This is a genomic window from Larkinella ripae, from assembly GCF_054780775.1.
Genome location: NZ_BAAGVR010000028.1, coordinates 130,988 through 151,826, shown reverse-complemented (window position 1 = coordinate 151,826; position 20,839 = coordinate 130,988). Strand labels below are relative to the sequence as shown.

Here is a 20,839-nt window from a genome sequence, read left to right as displayed (position 1 = left end):
CCACTATAGCATGAAAAAGCACGTATTTGGTATTCTGACGCTTCTGTTTCTGGCCGTCGGTTTTGGCGCCCGGGCCACCGACGACAACGAAAAAGAAGTGAAGATCAAGACCTCGGCCGTTTGCTCCATGTGCAAAGAACGCATCCAGCGTAACCTGGCTTTTGAAAAAGGCGTGAAGGAGTCCAATCTGGATCTGAACGACAAAGTCGTGACGGTCCGGTACAACCCGAAGAAAACTGACATTGACAAAATCAAGGCCAATATTTCAAAAACCGGGTACGACGCCGACGAAGTGACCGCCGACGAAAAAGGCTACGCCAAACTCCCCTCCTGCTGCAAAAAAGGAGGCCATAAATGAGGAAAGAGTTAAGCGTGATGAATTTAGAGTTAAAAATGCGTCAGCAAATCGCAGGGCGAACAACTTTTACCTCATCACTTTTAACTAAAAAGCTATGCTTTTTGAGAACTCGTTGGCCTATGCCCGGCAGCTTGATCGGGAGGATGCGCTCCGCTCCTTCCGTGATCGGTTTTATATTCCCGAACGGAATGGGGAACCGCTGATTTATTTCTGCGGAAACTCCCTGGGACTGCAACCCAAAACCGCCCGCCCGGCCCTGGAGCAGGAGCTGGCCACCTGGCAGCAGCGCGGGGTGGAAGGCTGGTTTGAAGGGACACAACCGTGGCTCACCATTCACGAACGCTGCAAGGAATCGCTGGCGCAAATTGTCGGCGCAAAACCGTCGGAAGTGTGCCCGATGAATACCCTGACGGTCAACATGCACCTGCTGCTGACTTCGTTTTACCAACCGCAGGGACCGCGAAACCGGATTCTAACCATCGGTGGTGATTTTCCCTCCGATCAGTACGCCCTCGAAACACACCTGCAATCCCGCGGTTTAAATCCGGAGGAGTGCCTGATTGATGTTTTTCCCCGAACGAACGACTACACCTGGCAAACCGCCGACATTCTTGCGGCCATCGAGCAAAACCGGCATTCGCTGGCGCTGGTGCTCATGAGCGGTTTGCACTATTACACCGGACAGGCTTTCGACGTGGCGGCCATTGCCCGAAAAGCGCACGAAGTGGGCGTTTTGGTCGGGTTTGATCTGGCCCACGCCGTCGGTAACCTTCCGCTGGAACTCCACGAATGGGGCGTTGATTTTGCCTTCTGGTGTTCCTACAAATACCTTAATTCCGGGCCGGGCGGAGTGGCCGGTCTTTTTATTCACGAAAACCACCACAAAACCGCCCTGCCCCGACTGGCCGGGTGGTGGGGCTACGACCAGGCGCGCCGGTTTGAGATGACCAAAGGCTTTGTTCCGATGCCGGGTGCCGACGGCTGGCAGGTCAGCACCCCGACAGTGTTGGGGATGGCCATTCATCAGGCCGCTTTGCAGATTACGGCCGAAGCCGGGATGAAAGCGTTGCGGCAGAAAAGCGCGTTGCTCACCGGTTTTCTCGAATTCGTGCTGCGGCAATCCGGCCCGCTTCTGACCCTTATGACCCCCTCGAATCCGGCCGAACGGGGCTGTCAGTTGTCGCTGCTCGTCGAAAGCAACGGCAGGGCGGTTTTCAATCGCCTGACCGAACAGGGCATCATTGGCGATTGGCGCGAACCGAATTGCATCCGCCTGGCTCCCACACCCCTCTACAACACGTTCGAAGAAGTCTGGCGCGTCGGGCAGGCCTTCCTGAACGATTAAAGTCAATTACCTGAATGCGGTTTTAAGGGGCAATACGGTTTTTAATTTTCCCGGAATAATAACGACATCTGTAGTTGTTCCTGAACAATTAAAATCCTAACTTACTATCTGATTTTAAATGCAATAGATATGTACCGCATCCTGCTCATTGGTGCTCTCCTGCTGACGAGTCAAGCCTTCGGTCAGCAAAAATCGACCCGCTATAGCGTCAACGGTTATCTGGCCAACCTGAAAGGCCGGACGGTTTTTCTGGTGCCGCCCTTTCGGCCGGAAGATCCGATTGGCTCGCTGGCGGACTCGTGCGTTTCTACCGACGGTCATTTTTCGTTTCAGGGGGTTTTGGGTGAAGGAAATTACTACGCCATCGGTATCCAGGGCGAACCACTGAATCGGTTCAAACCGTTTCTCCTCGATAACAGCCCCATTACGATACTCGGGGATGCCGATTCGCTTGAACGCCTGTCTATCGTAGGTTCGCTCCATCTACGGCATCAGTTGATTCTCGATAAATCGCTGGAAACCTACGTAAAAAAGCGAAAAGATTTGGAAGAAAAAATCGGTGAAACGATGCAAAAAGGTAGCAAGGATACGGCTCTCGCCATGCTGTATGCGGGTCAGTACCGGACCATAATGCAGGACATTGCGGCTGTATCAGCCAGTTTTATTGAACTTCATCCCGGCTCGTTGGTCAGCCTTTTTCAACTGAGCACAATTCTCCCTACCCTTCCGAAAGAAAAAGCGCGAAACCTCTGGAACCGGCTGGATTATGCGCTTCAGCAGCATTCGGTTGGCCGGCGCATTCACGATCAGGTATTTGACCGGAAACCCGAAGCGCGCCAACACTTACCCAACCTGATTTTGGCCGATAAGCAAAATAAGCCGGTGAGTTTGCTGAATTACCAAGGCAACGTGGTTCTTATCGATTTTTGGGCCAGTTGGTGCGATCAGTGCCGCCGGGAACACGCCCAGCTTAAATCCCTGTACAGGCAGTACAAGAACAAAGGGCTCCAGATCATCAGCATTTCGGTGGACGAAGACCCCAAAGCCTGGAAAAAAGCCCTGCAAAAAGCGGGTTTGCCCTGGACGCAGCTCTCCGACCGGATAGGTCCCCGGAATGTCATCGGAACCCAATACGGAACAAGCACCGTCCCGATCAATATGCTCATTGACCGAGAAGGCTACATTATCCGCAAAGGACTGCACGGGGCAGAACTGGAAAAGCAACTGGCCGTGGCGTTCGAATAAGCTTTCCGAGGGGTTAAATCCGTGGTCGGTCCCGGTCGAAAATCACGGGCCGCCCGTTTCGCTCGTCAGCCCCTCAGGAATGAGCCGCGACAATTTCCTTCAAAAACTTCAGGAAGGGAGCGGAAAATTCCTTGCGTTTCAGGGCAAATTCGACGGTGGTTTTCAGAAAATCCAGCTTATTGCCGATGTCGTGCCGTTGACCCTCAATGCGGTGCGAGTAGATATTTTCCCGTTTGAGCAGCAGCAACATGGCGTCGGTCAACTGAATTTCGTTGTTTTTGCCTTTGGGCGTTTGCTCAATGGCGGCAAAAATATCCGGCGTCAGAATGTACCGCCCTGCAATCGCCAGATTCGAGGGAGCCGCGTTGAGGGCCGGTTTTTCGACCAGCGTGTTCAGCTCCATGATGCTGTCACTCAGCGTCGAACCACCCACGATGCCGTAGCGGTTTACTTTGTCGGCGGGAACTTCCTCCACGGCAATGACGGTGCCCCGGTACTGGTCGTAGGTGTCGATCAGTTGTTGGGTTACGGGAATCACCGAATCCATGATGGTGTCGCCCAGTAAAACCGCAAAGGGCTCATTGCCAACGTGGTGACGGGCGTAGTAAATGGCGTCGCCCAGCCCGTTCAGTTCTTTTTGCCGCACAAAATGAATGTCGGCCATGTCCGACAACCGGCGCATTTCGAGCAACAGGGCTTCGTCTTCCTTTTCTTCCAGCCGGGTTTCCAGCTCGTAATTCCGGTCGAAATGGTCTTCGATGGACCGTTTGCCCTTGCCGGTAATAATCAAGATATCTTCGATGCCCGAATCGACGGCTTCCTGCACCACATACTGAATGGTCGGCGTGTCGATAATCGGCAACATTTCCTTCGGTTGCGCCTTGGTGGCCGGTAAAAATCGGGTTCCCAATCCGGCAGCGGGAATGACGGCTTTCTTAATCATAATTTTGAATGATAGAATGAGTGAATGATAGAATAAATTAAAAAGCGTGATCTTCGATCCTATTCGCTCAATCACTCATTCACTCAATCTTCAGTTAAACGACGTACGGTTTGATAACGCGGGCGTTGAGTTGTTTCATGGTGACAAACAGGCGGTTAAGCATGTCATCGTCCTTGTAAATACCGACAATGGCCCCGCCCGAACCGGCAAATGACGCCGACGCGCCGATGCGACGGGCCGCCGAAATCATCTCCAGATTGCTTTCGCTAATGTTGTAAATCCGGCGACGAAGGTCAAAGTTTTCGTTGACCAGGGCGTGGAGTTGTTCTGCTTCCTGGTTCAGAATGGCATCGTGCCCCCGACGCGCCACCTCGGCAATGTCCTGCAAGGTCTTGACCACCAGCTCCTCACCTTTGTCCCAGCGCGACCGAACATCGTTGTGAATCCGGCCGGACTGCTTGCCCAGCGACGTTTTGTAGGCGATGTAAAGCTTGGGCAGCAGACGCGGTTCGATGGGTTCGTAATAGCCGTGACCGCATTGTTCCAGCAGTTCCCGGTCGAAATTCATGTAGACACACCCCTCGTAGCACTGAATCACGCGATCCTGCAAACCGGCCGTAATGCCGAGTTCTTCCGATTCGGTTTTCAGCACCAGCGTCGGCAGATTCGGCAGGGGAATCTCCACCTGGTAGAATTTCATCAGCGCCCGAAACGTGGCCACAATGATGGCGCTGGAGCCCGACAAACCCACCTGACGCGGAATGGACGTGCTGTAGCGAATGGTGAAATTCTTGTTGGGAAGCCGGATGCCCTGCTGGTCGCAGTATTCGCAAAACCGCTTGAGGGCCGCTTTAATGAGGGGCACCCCACCGTGATACCCCAGCGAAGCCACGGCATCGCGCAGGTGGTAAATGCTCCGGAACGAATTGGTGTCCTGCGGCTGCGGCTCGATGTTCAGTTCGGGCGACTCATACAGCGATACGGAAGCGCCAAAATTTCGCACCGAAATCGAAATCGTTTTGCCAAAAAAACCGTCGGAAGGATTGCCCAACAGCCCGGCACGGGCGTAGGCGCGTGTTTCAATAATCAAGTTTCTGCGTAATTGGTGCTGTTGAGCGGCAAGTTAGGGGTTAAATGACTAATGCACAATCAAAAATGCAGGATTGAAAACCGTTCCTATCTTTTCACCGTAAAATCCAGCGTCCTGCCCGCGCCAAGCTCCTGGCTTTGCTTAAACTCTTGTTTGCCAACTCGCTGGAGCTCGAACTGGCGGAGACGGATTTTTCCGTTCAACACCTTCAGCGCCACCCGGTTTTCCGTTCCCTTCGCGGCAATCGTGCAGGTTCCCCAGGCCGACCCGTTCGACCAGAAATAGGTACCGGGCTGGCTGGTGAACGCCATCGACTCCGAAACCGCCGAATACCGAAAACCGCTCCACGCCAGCACGGCGTTCCAGCTGGTCATCGAGCGGGCGTAATGGTGACCACATTCCGGCTCATTAAACGGATTCCGCTTGCGGCCATCGAACCGGTCCCGGATGCTTTTCAGGCATTTCAGCGCATCTTCCGTTTGCCCTTCATACAGCATTCCCACGGCGGCACAGTACTCAAAACCGGTCATGGATTCGGCAAAATACGGAAACGGCACTTTCAGCCGTCCTTTGGGCCAGCTCGCCATCAACAGCCCCGCTTCGTCGCCCAGAACGTAGGAGCGCATGTTGTTGAAATGGTCGGAGAAGTTTGCTAAGTAATTGTATTTCATCACGCTTTGCAGCGTTTTCTGAACGTTTTCCGGTTTGGCCAAATAGCCCAGGCCCAGCGTGTGCGCCATCATCTGCCCGACCAGCTGATCCACCAGACAGCCTTTCCCCAACTGATAATCGGGCACCGAAACGTCCGGGTTCTTTTCCCAATCCAGAAAGGTAAACGTTTTCGGGTCCGTAATTTTGTGTTCGTAATACTCGCCGTTGAACAGATTCTGGTCCATCCAGGCGCTGCCTTTGCGGTACAGATCCAGGCATTTTTGGGCCAGGGCTTTGTCTTTCATGGCCGTTGCCATTTCGGCCGTGGCCTTCAGGGCCGCCAGGTACCAGAAACCCATCTGCGGATTCGGGCCGTAATAATCGACGTCCATCGTGTTGTGTTGCCGCCCTTCCATTACCCCGTCCTGGTTGCCATCCCAACCGCCCGGAATCCACGCGTAACGCATCACATTGCGAACCTGCGGCCAGTTTTTCCGCAGGAATTCCGCATTGCCCGACAACTGCCAGTCGCGGTAGAATTTCAGAACCGTGCCCATCTGTCCGTCGGCTGCGGCATTGCTCCAATTCTGGGCTTTCGACAAGGGCAGCATCACCCGAAAGCTCATTTTCCCGGTTTCGTTGGTGGCGTAATTAAACTCAACATCCCGCATGGATTGCGACAGATCTCCGAACAGAAAAGCCGTCGCCTGTTCGTAATTCCAGACGTGGGTGCAGGAACCGAAGCAGGAGCCGTTTTCGTCGAAAATGCCCTCCCAGCCCATCAGATGCCCGCTCGGAATCCGAAAAACCGTCTGGGAGCGCAGAGTCGCCAGGTTGAAAAGCGCGGCTTCCTTAATGACATCCGGGTACGAGCTGTCCAGAAAAGCCTGCACAAACTGAAGCGTTTTCTGCTCCAGAACCGGGAGATGCGGCAGCGTTTTCGCCAGTACCTCCCAGGCATTGGCATACTGCGTCGCGTAGTAATTACCGACGGTCTCCTGGCCCGGCTGCAACGAAAACGACGACCAGGCCGGGCGGTTCGGGAAGTGCCAGCTAATGAAAAACGTAAACGTCTGCGTTTGCCCCGGCGCGATGGTTTTCTGAACGGCCAGCGACGCCAGCGGGTCGTCGTCTACCAGTTTATCTTTTTCGGTTAGCCGGCCGTCCGCGCTGAAATCGTCCCAGAAATCGAGCATGGCGTTCTCCCAGTCGTTGGAGCGCGAGGAGGTGCGGTAGGTGACGCCGGCGATGCTGTTGGTGGTCAGGGCGATGGTACCCCAGGCCGGGTCCTGCCGGTTTACGCTGTCGGAAAACAGGTAAATTCCCTGAAAACCGGCACCGGTTTTATACACATTCTGATTCTTTTTAGCGCCCAGCGGAATAATGTCGCCTTTCCAGTCTTTGCGGACCTGGCTGCCGTCTTTCCCGATGAAATTGCGCATCGAACCGCAAACCGCCACGGTCAGGGCTTCGTTGCCGGTATTGGTCACTTCGTAGGCTAAAACGGCCAGCGGGATACCGCTCGCATCGGCATCTCCCGGAATCAAGGGATTGAAGCCTTTGATCTTGACTTTGACGGGCATTTTGGGATCGGACAAATTCACCTGTCCCAGGGGATAAGCCGCATCGAACGATGCTTCCGCAAACCGGGGAAAACCGTGTTGATTGGCCGGGCGACCTTCATAATGCAGGTATTCGGCGGGATCGAGTGGTCCGAGCAGGGCTTTGGTCAGCGGTTTTCCGGTGGCGGGCTGCACATTGATGGCAAAAAACGGGGCGTTGTTGCCAACCGTGACGGTGCTGAAGCCTTTGGCGGGTTTGTTCATGATCTCCCAGTCGCGCAGTTCCCCGCGCCCGCCCAGCGAAACCGTACCGGTGCCAATTCCACCGAGCGGCAACGCAATGGTATAGAGGTGATTGCGGTCGTAATGCTTTAAAACCGGCCACTCGGTCGGCTGCCACTGGGCAAACCCGATTCGGGCGCAAAAAAGGAAGAAGAGGAGTAAACGGTACATCGGTTCAGGAGGGTTAAAATCCTGACAAATGTACAAAAGAGGGATGGCAAGAAACGAATTAACAGATTCAGTTTACATCCTGAACGCGGAGGGTCGTGTTGATCTGGTTGATCACGGATTTCACCAGCCGGTTTTCGGCCTGAACCCGCCGGGAAATCTGGCGCATAAACTCTTTGAGCGCAAATTGCTCCGACGAAGGCGGGGCCGCGCCCAGTTCCATGAAAATCGAGTTCAGGGTGAACAGCAGGTGCCGCTGGCTGTCGTCAATGGATTGAATCGCTTCCGGACTTTGGACTTTATCCCTTAAAACCTCCAGATCGTGGTAGAGGTCGAATGACTCCTGAACTTGCCGGCTCCATTTCGGATTTAATTGCAGGTTGGCCTGAGAACCGGACATTGAAGTTGGGAGTGTTGTTGCCATCATAAGGGTCCGGAATAAGTAACGTTCTTCTTAATAAGTACAAATTTTGTACCACTCAGTCACAAAAACGGTAATTATTTCTAAAATATTGTAATTTATTTTGCTCCCAGACGCGGTAACAAGACCCATAAGATGCGTTTTTTTCGCCAAGCAGGGCGTTTTTCAGGAACAAAATTTAGCGATGGCACGGATTTTGTTATAGGTAAATTACTCCAGGTTGAAACTACTCACATACTGGCTTTTTATCCCATGCAGGCCGTTTACCTTATTGGCTTTTCAATTTTTCTGAATGGTTTGATAGCGGGTTATTACGCCTACTCTGCATTTCAAAAAGCCCTGAGGCCCCACAAAATTCGTCGCATTGCAGCCGCTTTAGCCTTTGGTTTCCTGGCGGTTTTGTTGGGTTGGTTTATCCATTAACCGTTTTCACATCCGCATACCTGTTTTGCATTCCCACCTATGAATGAAGATACGTGGCTTGCTGTGCTGCAAGCGTTACCTACGCCTATTGATACCCCGCTCATTCTGTTCGATAATCCGATTCAGGCCCAGGCATGGGTACAACTTAATGAATCTGAGGAAGATACGCTGTGGATTGTTACGAATGATGAACGCAAATACTGGGTGGTAACCGTAGAAATCGGGATGGAATTGCTACGCGCGGGTTTTAAACAAATCACAGCGATACCCCCACTAGTTCCTCCACAATCTTGAGAAGTTCGCGCGGATGAAACGGCTTGGATAAGTAGGCGTCAGCCGAGTACGTAGCCGTAATATTCTGATTTAAAATCGCCAGATCGATCGATACGGCAATAACCGCCACGGGCGTCCCCGGCAGTTTCCGGGCTTCCCGAATCACATCCGTACCATCCCCGTTCGGTAAGTGCATATCGGCCACCAGCACATCCGGTTTTTGCTGGTGAATCAGATTGATTGCCTCCCGAACATCGCCAGCCTGATAAATAGTATAATTGGCCCGTTGTAACGCATCTACCATTAACTTGCGTTGCGCCGACTGATCTTCAACTACCAGAACAGACTTTCTCATTTGGTGGCGGTATTGATAAAAATATACAGACTATCAATAAAGTACAAGTACCTGATTATTTACTTATTACCGCACAAATACCAGACCATACTTTTAGAAAGTTTGTATACGGTTTTTGCCCGGCGTGGGCATCTTTCCACCAATTCTGTGCCAATCCGATCAGGAATTCAAGTAGTTACCATTCGCCGGATTCTTTTGTCAATATTCCAAAAAGAAAATACCATGCGGTCGGTTTTTCCCTTGTTCCTGAGTAGTGTCCTTGGCCTTCTTGCGACTTTTACTACGCTGCCAACCTGGTTCAGCGGGGCGCCGTCTTCGGCCGGTATTGTCGCCCCGGTCGCCAAAAAGCGGGTGGTGTTCATTGCGGGCAAATGCAGCCACGGGGCCGGTGAACACGAACACAAGGCCGGTTGCATTCTGCTGGCCAAACGGTTACAGGAAACCATTCCTTCCATCGAAACGGAGGTTTTTTCGGAGGGCTGGCCCACCAATCCGAAGGCGCTCGACCGGGCCGATGCGGTGGTGATTTACGGCGACGGTGGCCCCGGCCACCTGATCAACCCGCATCTGGAGCCGGTGAATGCCCTGATGAAAAAAGGCGTTGGCCTGGTTTGTATTCATTACGCCGTTGAGGTGCCCAAAGGCGCGCCCGGTACGTATTTCCTGGATTGGATCGGCGGTTATTTTGAAACCGACTGGTCGGTGAACCCGGTTTGGACTGCCTCCTACCCCTCCCTGCCCAACCACCTGATCACCAAAGGCGTTAAGCCGTTTACGCTCAACGATGAGTGGTATTACCACATGCGCTTCCGCCCGAACATGGCGGGTGTCACGCCGATTCTGACCACGGTTCCACCCGCGTCGAGCCTCGACCGGAAAGACGGTCCGCACGAAGGCAATCCGGCGGTCCGGGCCGAAATCGGAAAACCGCAACACACGGCCTGGTGCCGCGAGCGACCCGACGGCGGACGCGGTTTTGGCATCACCGGCGGCCATTTTCACCGCGTCTGGGCCGACGACAACATGCGCAAACTCGTCCTGAATGCCATTGCCTGGGTTGCCAAAGCGGACGTCCCCGCCGGTGGTGTGGCCTCCTCGACGCCATCGAAAGAAGAAATGGGCGAATACCAGTGTCCGCACTGACCGTTCCCCTTGCAGTGATTGAGTACGTTTGAAATTAGGCCGGTACTGGACGTGTCGGTCAAAAAACAGATTCCCACACGCCTAAACCTTTCGACGCCATGAAATTTTCGATGTTGGGTGCCTTCGCTGGCGCCGTTTTTCTAACGGCTTTGATGAGCCACTCCCCGCAGAAACCGACCCGGATTTTCGACGGCAAAACCTTTCGTGGCTGGGAGGGCGACACGCTCAAAACCTGGCGCATTCAGGACGGGGCGCTGGTGGGTGGGTCACTGACGGAAACCGTCCCTAAGAATGACTTTTTATGCACCACCCGCGAATACGGCAATTTTGTGTTGCGCTGTAAATTCAAGCTGGTCGGCACCGACGGTTTTATCAACACCGGGGTGCAATTTCGGAGCAAACGGCTAACCGAGCCGGCGCACGAAATGACGGGCTACCAGGCCGATCTGGGCGACGGCTACTGGGCGAGTCTGTACGATGAATCGCGCCGGAACAAAACGCTGATCAAACCCGACTCCGTACTGATCAAAAAGATTCTCAAACGCAATGACTGGAATGAGTACGAGGTCCGGGCCGAAAACCGGCGAATCCGGCTCTATCTGAATGGCAAACAGACCATTGACTATACCGAACCGGACGCAACCATTCCGCAAACCGGTCTGATCGGTCTCCAGATCCACGGCGGAGGCAAAGCCCTGGTCTACTACAAAGACCTGATGCTGGAAGAACGGCCGTAAACCGTCCCTACCAACCCCGCAGGGGTTGACCCTGGCTAACCGGGGGTGCCCCCCCGGCCTTCCGCCCCGCACCGCGTACGAGGCTATCCACAGTCAACCCCCGTCAGGGTTTGTAGGGATGGTCACGAAAACCGGATCGTGTGCTGAAAAGGCGTAAAACCGGTCAGGTAAACCGTGGGCGCATCCATCGGCAGCAAAGCGCCCCGCAACACCACGTTTTTGTGCAGCGCCTTTCCCGGCCCAAAGGTAATTGTGTCTTTTCCGGCGGTATACGAGCCCGATTCTGCGCTCAGCAAATGCGCGTTGGCGCGGGTCAGATGTTTGGTAACGCCTGCCAGGTTGCCACCGGGTCGGAAAATCAGCTCCAGCGAAACCGGGACGTGCTCGGTGCCGGTAATCTGAATCTGGGCCTCCATCCCACTGCCGGTTTCGCGGATCGTCACTTTCGCTTCGTACTCCTGGATCTCGGAATGTTTCCGCTTGGCGTGCGGCATCTTTTCCCAATCGCCCGCCGGATCGATGTCACTTTTGGCAACCGGTTGGTAATAAGGACCTTTGAGCGATTGCGTCAACACCCAGCTATCCCCCTGCTGCTCAATTTTTTCCGTCTGAAACTGGCCTTTCCCAAAAAAAGAAGCCGACAGGCGGATGCCCTGCAACACCGCTTCGCCCTTCGAAAACGTGAGCCAAACCGGGTTGGTTTTCAAAATCGTAGCGTCCCAGTTGCCGCGCCGGATGCGGACCAGGCCCGAATGCGGAAACGGTTTTACGTAACTCGTCGGCAAGGGTTTGCTGGCGGGCAGTTCGTTCCAGAACCCGGGATCGTCCAGAAAATAATCGAGGAAATGAACGCCCTTATTCAACACGGTTTTCTCAATCTGGCGGCACAGCGCGGCCAGCTCGCCGTTTTTGTCCTGCAAGGCCATGTAACGGGCTGCGTAATAATAGCCTTCCAGCGTTCCGATGCCCGCCTTGTCCTGTCGCCCCGACGCGTCCGTCACCACCTCGCCATTCGGGTGAATGTAGTAAAGCATCATCGCCAGATTTCGCCGAACGTACTCCAGCAGCTCCGGTTTGTTCATCCCCTTGGCAATCGTAATCAGCAGCCGGTCGGTCAGGGGCGAATAAATAAGCGTACTCCGTTCGTTGTACTGCCCATCGGCGTCCATGTCGATGTGTTCGCCCAGCCACTGCTCGATGCGGTTTACGTACCGCTTGTCGGGCCAGAGCGTGTTCAGTTTGGTCAAAGCCGCCGACACCACCCAGCGGTGATTGGGCGTGTGAATTCCGCCCACCGCCAGCGCATCGCCCGCCCGTTGCAGAAACGTTTTCAGGCTCGCCAGAACCGGCTCGGCGCCCGGCGTTCCCGACCGGTCCAGCAGGCTGTAAGCTGTGGTTAACCGCTTGACAATAAAACCGGTATCGGGCGTGGAATGAAAATTGGTCATGGGCAGGTCGATCGTGCCGTCCGAATGCTGGAGCTTCAGCAAATACTGCAGGGCCAGCCCGGTTTCGCCGAGCAATTCCTTTGAACGGTAAAACGTCGATTCCGGACAGGAAAGCGCACAACAGCTCCGCCGGACAAAATCGGCGGTCGACTGGGCGTTCGGAATATCGTCGGCATCCTTGAAGCCACCAAAGGCCGGACTGCCGGTTTCTTTCACCCGATTCGCACGAACCTTCCCGATTTGCTCGTCATTGGCTTTGATGGTATCAATCAGCCAGCCCGGTTTGGCCTGGGGTGCAATTGCAAAAGAACGGGCCAGCGTTGCGGTTGTTAGCGCGGGCAAACTGCAGAACGTGGCCGTTCCGAGGCATACAAATGTTCGTCGGTTCATCTAAACTTTCTTCGGATCAGGGTGAATCCACGGTTTACGGTATTCGCGGGACAGTCTGGCGGTGGCTTCTTTGTCGCCCACCACTTCCCGTTTTTTCGGATCATAGACCATCGGCCGCTTGAGTTCCATGGAGAGGTTGGCCAGCAGACAGCTCGCGGTCGAAATGTGGCCTTCTTCGATGTCGGCCACCGGGCGGCTGTTTTTTTCAATGGCCGCCAGGAAATCGAGCATGTGCAGCCGGGTTGCCGGAGCCGCGTTCAGTTCGATGCGCTCTTCGGTATTGTCTTCCGGATACTTTTCTTTTTCGTACACCACATCCTTGTGGATTTTCTGTCCGCCTTTGGCCTGCGGGATGAAATCATACTGCATGGTGCTGGCCCAGAGCGTTCCTTTGTCGCCGTAGAGCGTGAACGACCACGGATAATCCGGGTTGTTGGGCGTTCCCCAGGTGCGGTGTTGCCAGACGCAGTTCAGTTCGGGGTATTCAAAAACCGCCGACTGCGTATCCGAAATGTTGGATTTGCCTTCTTTCTGCACGTAAATACCGCCTTCCGAACTGATTTTGGTGGGCCAGCCGAGTTTCAGCATCCAGCGAACCGTGTCGAACATGTGGATGCACATATCGCCCATGATCCCGTTGCCGTATTCCTTAAAAGTGCGCCACCAGCGGATGTGGGGCAGGCCGTCGTACGGACGCAGCGGGGCCGGGCCGGTCCACATTTCGTAGTCCAGAAAAGCCGGAACCGGTTCGGTCGGCGGGTTGCCGTTGGCCCGCATGTGGATGTAGCAGCACATTTCGACGTGCGACACTTTGCCCAGCAAACCGGCATCGATAATGTTCTTTTTGGCTTCGATCAGGTGCGGGGTGCTCTTGCGCTGCGTTCCCACCTGCACCACTTTCTTGTATTTCCGGGCGGCTGCCACCATCGCTTCCCCTTCCATCACATCGACGCTGATCGGTTTCTGGACGTACACGTGCGCACCGGCCTTAACGGCATCAATCGCCTGCAAAGCGTGCCAGTGGTCGGGCGTTCCGATCAGGACAATGTCGAGTTGGTTTTCCGCTAAAAGTTTGCGGTAATCGCCGTAGAGCTTGGGCGTTTTGCCGGATTTCTGCCGCTGGCTGACCAGTTTGGCCGCAGCATCCAGCATGTTTTTGTCGACATCGCAGAGGGCAATCACTTCAACGGGAGCCACCTGAATCAGCCGGAATAAATCGCTTTTGCCGTACCAGCCGGTTCCGATCAGCGCCACACGCCAGGTTTTTCCCTGCTGGAGCGGGTCCATACCGTAGGCTCCCAGGGTCGAAAGCGCGAGTGATGCCGTGGCACCCTGCAGGAAACTACGGCGGTTCATGTTAAAAAAATCCATTTGCGAGAAGGTTTCGGACGCTTTACGCCGGGGTTTTAAATTCTGTTAGTATGTATTTGGTACATAAAGTACGAAACGTTGAAAAACTACCAACCCGGGAAAAGTAACTTTTTCCGGCAAGTTTACAATTCAATGGGTAGACTTCCCGCCCGACCCGGTTTTGTCTACACGATTCGAACCTATTCCTGCCCCAGCCATGAAAACCGTCCTGACTACCATTGCCTTCCTCCTGCTGGTCTCCCGTTCCGCACCGGCCCAAACCGATCGGATCGGCACCCAGGTCAGCCTGCCGGATCACCCCCGCATCCTGCTCCTGAAAGGCGAAGAAGCCGCAATCAAACGCACCACCACTTCCGACCCGACCTGGCAGAAAATGCACGGCATCATTCTGGCCGAATGCGACGCGCTGCTCGATGTTGCTCCGCTCCAGCGCATTCAGATTGGCCGACGCCTGCTCGATAAATCCCGGGAAGCCCTGCGCCGGCTCTTTTTTCTTTCCTACGCCTTCCGCATGACCCAGCAGGAAAACTATCTGCGCCGGGCCGAAAAAGAAATGCTGGCCATCGCGGCTTTCAGCGACTGGAATCCCTCCCATTTTCTGGATGTGGGTGAAATGACCATGGCGGTCAGTCTGGGCTACGACTGGCTGTATTCGGGTTTGGCCGAGTCGTCGCGCGGGCTCATCAAAGACGCCATCCTCAAAAAAGGAATTGAACCTTCGCTTGATCCGAAGTACAGCAACTGGCTGAAAGTAACCAACAACTGGAACCAGGTCTGCAATGCGGGCATGGTATACGGCGCGCTGGCGATCTTTGAAGAGCAACCTCAACTGGGCAAACAGATCATCAACCGGGCGCTCGAAACCGTCAGCCTGCCAATGACCGAGTACAGTCCCGATGGCGCCTACCCCGAAGGCTACAGCTACTGGGGCTACGGCACGAGCTTCAACGTCATGCTCATCAGTGCGCTGGATAAAGCCTTTGGCCAGGATTTCGGGCTGACAGCCCAGGCCGGTTTTTTAAAAACCGCCGGATACCTGGAGTTTATGACCGGTCCTTCGGGCAATGCCTTCAACTACTCCGACTCCGGGTTGGGGGGCGGTTTGCAACCGGCGATGTTCTGGTTTGCCGAAAAGCTGAAAAATCCGTCGCTGCTGTGGGTGGAACGCACCCACCTGATGAACGACGACGCGACGAAAGTGGTCAAAAACCGGCTCCTGCCCGCGACCATGCTCTGGAGTGCGGGGGTTAAATTGGGTTCCATGGCCGCGCCCAACGAGCTGATGTGGGTCGGTCAGGGCAAAACCCCGGTGGCCCTCATGCGGTCGTCCTGGACCGATCCGGCGGCTGTGTATCTGGGCCTGAAAGCCGGAACGCCCTCGGCCAGCCACGCGCACATGGATGTTGGGTCGTTTGTGATGGAAGCCGAGGGCGTTCGCTGGGCGATGGATTTTGGGATGCAGGAATACGAATCGCTCGAATCGAAAGGAGTCGATCTGTGGAATGGTCGCCAGGATTCGCAACGCTGGCAGGTCTTTCGGTACAACAATTTTGTCCACAATACGCTGACTGTCAACAATAGCCTGCAGAAGGTAACCGGCAAAGCGCCCATCACGGCCTTTTCGAAAAAACCGGACTATATGAACGCCGTTACGGATTTGACCGGGCTCTACGCCGAATCCCTGCAAAAAGCCACACGGGGGGTTGCGCTGGTGGACAAAGCCTACGTGGTGGTGCGGGATGAACTCGAAAACCGGGCGGCCGAAACCACGGTTCGCTGGACGATGCTCAGCCCGGCCGATGTCAAGCTGCTCGGCACCAACAAAGCCGAGCTGACCAAAGACGGCAGGAAGCTGATCCTGGAAGTTCGGGAACCGGCCAATGTAGTCTTGAAAACCTGGACCACCGATCCGCCCAACAGCTACGATGCCGCCAACCCCGGCACCATCCGGGTCGGCTTTGAAGTGGTGCTGCCCGCCAGCTCCCAAAAAGCCCTGACGGTTTTGCTGGTGCCGGAAAAAGCCGCCACGAAAACGCAAAAAACCGTCGAGGCATTGGCGAAATGGCCGCGCTAGCGGGGAACCGGTTTTCGGTTTTCGGTATACGGTTTTCGGCGGGCCGTCGCTACGCCGGGCCGTCGCTACGGTGGTGAGGCAATTATTTTTGAATAGCGAATAATGAATAACGAATGTTGAACGCTGAAGGCGTCAGCCGATCGTAGCGACGGCCCGGCGTAGCGACGGTCCGGCGTGGCGACGGCCTGTCGAAAACCGTATACCGAAAACCAAAAACTGTAAACCAAAAACCGTATACCGAAAACCGAAACCTGTATACCGAAAACCGTAAACCACTTTCCCAGGTTATTAGGGAAAAACGACCTTTAACGGACCTGATCCATGAGAATTGCTGGCTACCTGTTGGCCTTGCTGCTGTTGGCAAGCTGTAAAAATGAGAATCCGCCCAAATTGCTGAAAGCGGTTGAAGTTCGGAAAGATGGCTCCGACGGCCTGATTGTTTCGGTAGCCCTGATCGACGAAGAAGGCGAACCAACCAGCGCCACGGGTTTGCTGCTGGTTGAAATTCAGGGGCTTTCCAAACAGGATACGGTTTTTACGGTGATGGAACTGGATACGGCCCTGACCGAAGCCAGCTTCCGGCCGCTGACGTTCGGCGCCGGTTCCTTTGAAAAAAAGATGCTGGGTTTTGAAACGGCCCGGATTGTCTACCAGAAGTCGTCGGCTTCTTACCAAAAGACCAGTAAAAAGGGCCTCATGCTGGTGTCGTTTAAGCCCGAGGGCGGCCCGGTGCTCAAGCAAACCGTGACCTACGAACTTTAACGGATAAATCTAACAGCGTTATTTCGGAAAATGCCGCTTAGGGTCGGGCATTCTTTTTGGCGGCTTCGGCCAGAATCTCCCGCCCCAGCCGGGAGTTTTGCCAGGTGGGCGACAGCGTCCGGTACATTTCCAGGTAGTCGGCTTTGGTCAGGTAATTACTCAGCGTACAAAGTGTGGGCAAAGCCGCTCCCACGGCGGTGGTGTTGTAGCGTTTCACGTACGTCTTCAGCAGATCGATGCGGTTTGCCGTCATCTCGTCCACGATTTTCTTCAGGGGCCGGGCGTTGGCGGTGTCTTCCTTCGCCACCAGCGCTTCATGCACCTGTTTGATGCGGTAACGCTGGTAACCAATCTGCTGGTCTTCCCGGTACCATTCTTTCCAGAGCCGGTCGATGTCGGAGCCGCTGACCACCACGCTGTCGTACAGCGGTTTTGAACCTTCCACCGTAACGGTCCGGTTATCCAGCAGAATATCCGCCAGTTTCAGGCTCATGCTGCCCTTGCCCGCGTACAGATACATGTGCGCCGGTTCAGCCATGGTTCCGTTCAGCACAAACCGCTCCTGCCGAACCACCGCCGAATCAACAACTTTCCGTTGCCCGCCGTCGATCAGGTACATTTTGGTATTGTCCGGCAAGCCCAGAATATGCCCGTTCACGCGGTAGCCAGCGGGCTGCTGGGCCGAGCATTTGATCAACAGAAAATACAACAGGACGGGGAGCAGGAGCTTAACAAGTTTCATCGGTACGAAGGATTAGGTTCTCTTCTGCCTAGACGAAACCGGGCGGTTTTTATTACAATCCGTATTCACGAACGTCAGTCCGTGCAAAACTCCACGCGGGTTGACGTCCGTGAATACGTCAGGCCAATTCGATGCGGCCCTGTTTTTTCAGGATGCGGTAGTGGGAATGCAGCGCCGATAAAAACGTCCTGTTTTCCAGATAGGGCAGTTCGAATTCCCGGGCGGTTTGCTGCACAATGGCCGTGATGGCCGGATAATGAATGTGACAGATTTTGGGAAACAGATGGTGCTCGATCTGCCGGTTCAGACCGCCACAGAAAAAAGCCGCCATCTTGCTGCGGGGGGCAAAATTGGCCGTGGTGCGCAACTGGTGAACCGCCCAGGCTTCCTGAATGCTCATTCCGTTGACCGGCACCGGAAACGAGGTACCTTCCACGAGGTGCGCCAACTGAAAAACCACGGCAATCAAGGCTCCTTCCACCAGGTGCATGGTGATAAACCCGAGTGCGATTTGCCACCAGGCCAAATCCAGCACCAGATACGGCAGAATCAGAAAGCAAAAATAATAAGCGGCCTTGGTCGTAAACAGGGTGATGTATTCGTGCCGGGGATGGCGCGGATTGGCGTGCTGACCGATTTTTTTCTGAAAAAACTTAACGAAATCCTTGCGAAAAACCCAGGAAAGCGACGTCAGCGAATACAGCGGCAGGGCGTACAGGTGCTGGTATCGCTGCCACGGTCGATAGGCTTCCCCGTCTTCCAGGCGAATGAGCCCCGGCGCCACGTCGATGTCTTCGTCGTGCCCGAAAATGTTGGTGTAGGTATGGTGAACGACGTTGTGGGACAACTTCCAAACGTAAGGATTCGCCCCGATGAAATAAAAGCTGCTGCCCAGCATTTTGTTCAGCCAAGTTCGGGAGGAAAACGCGCCGTGAATGGCGTCATGGGAGACGTTGAACCCAATAAAAGCCGCAAAAATGCCCAGTAAAACGGCCAGGCCGAGCATGGTCCAGGCATTAAAAACATTCGACAGGATCAGGCCGTAGAGCAGCCCGTAGCCGGTCAGAAAAAAGAGGGCCTTAAACCACATGGCCCGGTTGGCGTGGGGCGAAATACCGGTTTCCTTGAAATAGGTATCGACGCGCTGGCGAGCGGTGGCAAAAAACTGCGACCGACCGGTATTGGTAAATTTTACGGGTGTTTGCATTAAAACTAATCCTTAAGCCGACTTGTGCAGAATTCAGAAAATTGCATTCGGCTTATCGGGCAACAAATCGCTTAAAATAATACAACAAATCGGTACCTCCGGAACAACCTTTTCCCGCGTCCGCGGTACCTTGTCCATTACGACGCGGAAAGTTACGGCCCTATTCCGTACGTTCGACAAAACAGCGCGTATTTTACACGAATGGCAAACGGTTATTTCAACAACGACCTGATAACGAAATACTTGCTTTTAAAATTCACAAACCTGGATAATTGCCAGCCTGAGTGGGGCAAATCGCACCCGCATTCACCCGGTTTTCCGGCCTGAATTTTATCCCGAAAACCGCCCGGGTTTTAATCCTGGATGACCTAAAACCGGCTCGCCGGTCAGCGGGTCAAAAAATCCCGAAACCACTGACCGGACTGTTTCACAATGCGTTGCTGGCTCGGGTAATCAACGTAAATCAGTCCGAAACGCGGCCGGTAGCCCTCGGCCCATTCAAAATTATCCAGCAGTGACCACGCAAAATAACCGCCCACCTTGAAGCCCTCCTGTTTGGCCCGCAGCACCTGGTGCAGGTACCTTTGATAGTAGGCAACCCGTTGCGGATCCTCCACCCGGCCATCCCGCAACTGGTCCGGAAAAGCCGCCCCGTTTTCGGTAATGATGATTTCGTTGATTTTTTCGTACTGCGAAAACTGGCGAATTATCCGGTAAATCCCTTCCGGATACACCTCCCAGTCCATCGCCGTACTGTCGGCTACCCGGCGTTGCCGGGGCTTTACTTCCCGCGCCCAGACGTAGGGCGTGAACCAGTCGTGCCGCACCACCAGCCGAAAGTAATTTTGCAGACCAATGAAGTCAAAATCAAAAACCGCCCGTTGCAGATCGCCCAGACTGGCGTATTTGGTCAGAATTTCTTTCAGCAGGGGCGCTTCCCGAACCGGATAGCCCAGTCCCAGACTCGGTTCGATGAAAAGGCGGTTTCCCAGTGCATCGATGCGTTCGGCGGCCCGAACATCGCGAAGGGCCGGCGTCTGCGGTTCGACCGGCGCGCAAAACAGGGTGGTGCCGATCCGGGCGTTGGGCACATTCCGGCGGATGATTCGCCCCCCCTCGCCCTGGCAGATGACGGCGTGGTGAACGGCGGGCAGGAAATTCCACAAACCCCGCCGACCCGGCGCGTGAACACCGGCAAAATAGCCGGCCGCCGTAAACACCAGCGGTTCGTTCAGCACCATCCAGTTCTTGACTTTGTGTCCGAACGCTTTGGTGCAGCACTCCACAAACTCCGAAAACCAGCGAATCACGGCGCGGTTGGTCCAGCCGCCCTTGGCTTCGAGGGCCTGCGGCAAATCCCAATGGTAAAGCGTCACCCAGGGCTCGATGCCCAGCCGCAGGCAGGTATCGATCAGCCGGTCATAAAACGCCAGCCCCTGCTCGTTGACCCGGCCCGTGCCATCCGGGCAAATCCGTGACCACGACAGCGAAAACCGGAACGCACGGAATCCCAGGCTCTTCAGTAAAATCAGGTCGGCTTCGTAGCGGTGGTAAAAGTCGCAGGCCACATCGCCGTGATCCCGAAGCCGTCGCCAGCGTCGGTCGTGCGTAAAGGTGTCCCAGATGGAAGGCCCGCGACCGTCGGTTTGGTGGGCTCCTTCAATTTGATAGGCCGCCGTAGCCGCGCCCCAGACAAAATCCGGCCCAAAATCCGGCCGGGAAAAAGACGGTGTTGATGGTTGCAAACGATGAATCAAAACAAGATCAGGCGGAAAGGTAGCGGGTTTCCGGCGGTATCCGCACCGGCAGATTATTATGAAACTGTTAAGAAAAACGCCGAAAAACTGCT

At 54.7% G+C, this 20,839-nt stretch carries 19 protein-coding genes; 9 read left to right on the top strand and 10 right to left on the bottom strand.

The annotated features are described in order from the left end of the window. Nucleotides 1-10 precede the first annotated feature (10 nt). From ACYVHX_RS22455 to ACYVHX_RS22445, 3 genes are all read left to right on the top strand, one after another. Nucleotides 11-358, top strand: a complete 348-nt coding sequence (locus ACYVHX_RS22455; RefSeq protein ID WP_460673937.1) for a heavy-metal-associated domain-containing protein — start codon at nucleotides 11-13, stop codon at nucleotides 356-358. A 94-nt stretch (nucleotides 359-452) separates the two neighbouring features. Next, nucleotides 453-1,703, top strand: coding sequence for a kynureninase (gene kynU, locus ACYVHX_RS22450; protein ID WP_460673936.1), 1,251 nt, complete (start codon nucleotides 453-455; stop codon nucleotides 1,701-1,703). A 129-nt stretch (nucleotides 1,704-1,832) separates the two neighbouring features. Further along, nucleotides 1,833-2,948, top strand: coding sequence for a thioredoxin-like domain-containing protein (locus ACYVHX_RS22445; RefSeq protein WP_460673935.1), 1,116 nt, complete (start codon nucleotides 1,833-1,835; stop codon nucleotides 2,946-2,948). Nucleotides 2,949-3,021: 73 nt separating this feature from the next. Here the strand turns inward: ACYVHX_RS22445 and galU are convergent, their stop codons facing one another. The 4 genes from galU to ACYVHX_RS22425 all read right to left on the bottom strand — a co-directional run bounded on the left by galU (nucleotide 3,022) and on the right by ACYVHX_RS22425 (nucleotide 8,044). Further along, entirely contained in the window at nucleotides 3,022-3,891 is an 870-nt protein-coding gene (galU, locus tag ACYVHX_RS22440; protein ID WP_460673934.1) for a UTP--glucose-1-phosphate uridylyltransferase GalU, read from the bottom strand. 94 nt (nucleotides 3,892-3,985) lie between these two features. Further along, nucleotides 3,986-4,981 (bottom strand): mevalonate kinase family protein, encoded by a 996-nt coding sequence (locus ACYVHX_RS22435; RefSeq protein ID WP_460673933.1) that lies wholly within the window; start codon nucleotides 4,979-4,981, stop codon nucleotides 3,986-3,988. Nucleotides 4,982-5,067: 86 nt separating this feature from the next. Beyond that, entirely contained in the window at nucleotides 5,068-7,647 is a 2,580-nt protein-coding gene (locus tag ACYVHX_RS22430) for a GH116 family glycosyl-hydrolase (protein ID WP_460673932.1), read from the bottom strand. Between the two features lie 67 nt (nucleotides 7,648-7,714). Continuing rightward, nucleotides 7,715-8,044 carry a hypothetical protein gene (locus tag ACYVHX_RS22425; protein WP_460673931.1) on the bottom strand — a complete coding sequence of 110 codons (330 nt, stop codon included), beginning with the start codon at nucleotides 8,042-8,044 and terminating at the stop codon, nucleotides 7,715-7,717. A gap of 156 nt (nucleotides 8,045-8,200) precedes the next feature. On the opposite strand from ACYVHX_RS22425, the gene ACYVHX_RS22420 reads away from it, so the two are divergent. Next, nucleotides 8,201-8,488, top strand: a complete 288-nt coding sequence (locus ACYVHX_RS22420; protein ID WP_460673930.1) for a hypothetical protein — start codon at nucleotides 8,201-8,203, stop codon at nucleotides 8,486-8,488. Nucleotides 8,489-8,527: 39 nt separating this feature from the next. Beyond that, nucleotides 8,528-8,782: a hypothetical protein gene (locus ACYVHX_RS22415; RefSeq protein WP_460673929.1), complete on the top strand. Its 255-nt coding sequence runs from the start codon at nucleotides 8,528-8,530 to the stop codon at nucleotides 8,780-8,782. Here the strand turns inward: ACYVHX_RS22415 and ACYVHX_RS22410 are convergent. Further along, entirely contained in the window at nucleotides 8,745-9,116 is a 372-nt protein-coding gene (locus ACYVHX_RS22410) for a response regulator (RefSeq protein ID WP_460673928.1), read from the bottom strand. The two genes, ACYVHX_RS22415 and ACYVHX_RS22410, sit on opposite strands and share 38 nt — an antisense overlap. Nucleotides 9,117-9,338: 222 nt before the next feature. On the opposite strand from ACYVHX_RS22410, the gene ACYVHX_RS22405 reads away from it, so the two are divergent. Continuing rightward, on the top strand, nucleotides 9,339-10,259 hold the full coding sequence (locus ACYVHX_RS22405) for a ThuA domain-containing protein (RefSeq protein ID WP_460673927.1): 921 nt from the start codon (nucleotides 9,339-9,341) through the stop codon (nucleotides 10,257-10,259). Between the two features lie 98 nt (nucleotides 10,260-10,357). Then, nucleotides 10,358-10,996 carry a 3-keto-disaccharide hydrolase gene (locus ACYVHX_RS22400; protein WP_460673926.1) on the top strand — a complete coding sequence of 213 codons (639 nt, stop codon included), beginning with the start codon at nucleotides 10,358-10,360 and terminating at the stop codon, nucleotides 10,994-10,996. Nucleotides 10,997-11,118: 122 nt separating this feature from the next. On the opposite strand, the gene ACYVHX_RS22395 is transcribed toward ACYVHX_RS22400, so the two are convergent. Both ACYVHX_RS22395 and ACYVHX_RS22390 read right to left on the bottom strand, forming a co-directional pair. Next, the gene (locus tag ACYVHX_RS22395) at nucleotides 11,119-12,834 is read right to left on the bottom strand and encodes a hypothetical protein (protein WP_460673925.1); all 1,716 of its coding nucleotides are present in this window, start codon (nucleotides 12,832-12,834) and stop codon (nucleotides 11,119-11,121) included. Then, nucleotides 12,835-14,205 carry a Gfo/Idh/MocA family protein gene (locus ACYVHX_RS22390; protein WP_460673924.1) on the bottom strand — a complete coding sequence of 457 codons (1,371 nt, stop codon included), beginning with the start codon at nucleotides 14,203-14,205 and terminating at the stop codon, nucleotides 12,835-12,837. Between the two features lie 196 nt (nucleotides 14,206-14,401). Here ACYVHX_RS22390 and ACYVHX_RS22385 point away from each other — a divergent pair, with 196 nt between their 5' ends. After that, entirely contained in the window at nucleotides 14,402-16,279 is a 1,878-nt protein-coding gene (locus ACYVHX_RS22385) for a heparinase II/III domain-containing protein (RefSeq protein ID WP_460673923.1), read from the top strand. Nucleotides 16,280-16,600: 321 nt separating this feature from the next. Next, nucleotides 16,601-17,041: a hypothetical protein gene (locus tag ACYVHX_RS22380; RefSeq protein WP_460673922.1), complete on the top strand. Its 441-nt coding sequence runs from the start codon at nucleotides 16,601-16,603 to the stop codon at nucleotides 17,039-17,041. Between the two features lie 37 nt (nucleotides 17,042-17,078). Here ACYVHX_RS22380 and ACYVHX_RS22375 read toward each other — a convergent pair whose 3' ends face one another. The 3 genes from ACYVHX_RS22375 to ACYVHX_RS22365 form a co-directional block, all read right to left on the bottom strand. Next, nucleotides 17,079-17,783: a DUF4369 domain-containing protein gene (locus tag ACYVHX_RS22375; protein WP_460673921.1), complete on the bottom strand. Its 705-nt coding sequence runs from the start codon at nucleotides 17,781-17,783 to the stop codon at nucleotides 17,079-17,081. 118 nt (nucleotides 17,784-17,901) lie between these two features. Beyond that, on the bottom strand, nucleotides 17,902-18,990 hold the full coding sequence (locus tag ACYVHX_RS22370; RefSeq protein ID WP_460673920.1) for a fatty acid desaturase family protein: 1,089 nt from the start codon (nucleotides 18,988-18,990) through the stop codon (nucleotides 17,902-17,904). A 386-nt stretch (nucleotides 18,991-19,376) separates the two neighbouring features. Further along, nucleotides 19,377-20,735: a GH1 family beta-glucosidase gene (locus ACYVHX_RS22365; protein WP_460673919.1), complete on the bottom strand. Its 1,359-nt coding sequence runs from the start codon at nucleotides 20,733-20,735 to the stop codon at nucleotides 19,377-19,379. Nucleotides 20,736-20,839: the final 104 nt, after the last annotated feature.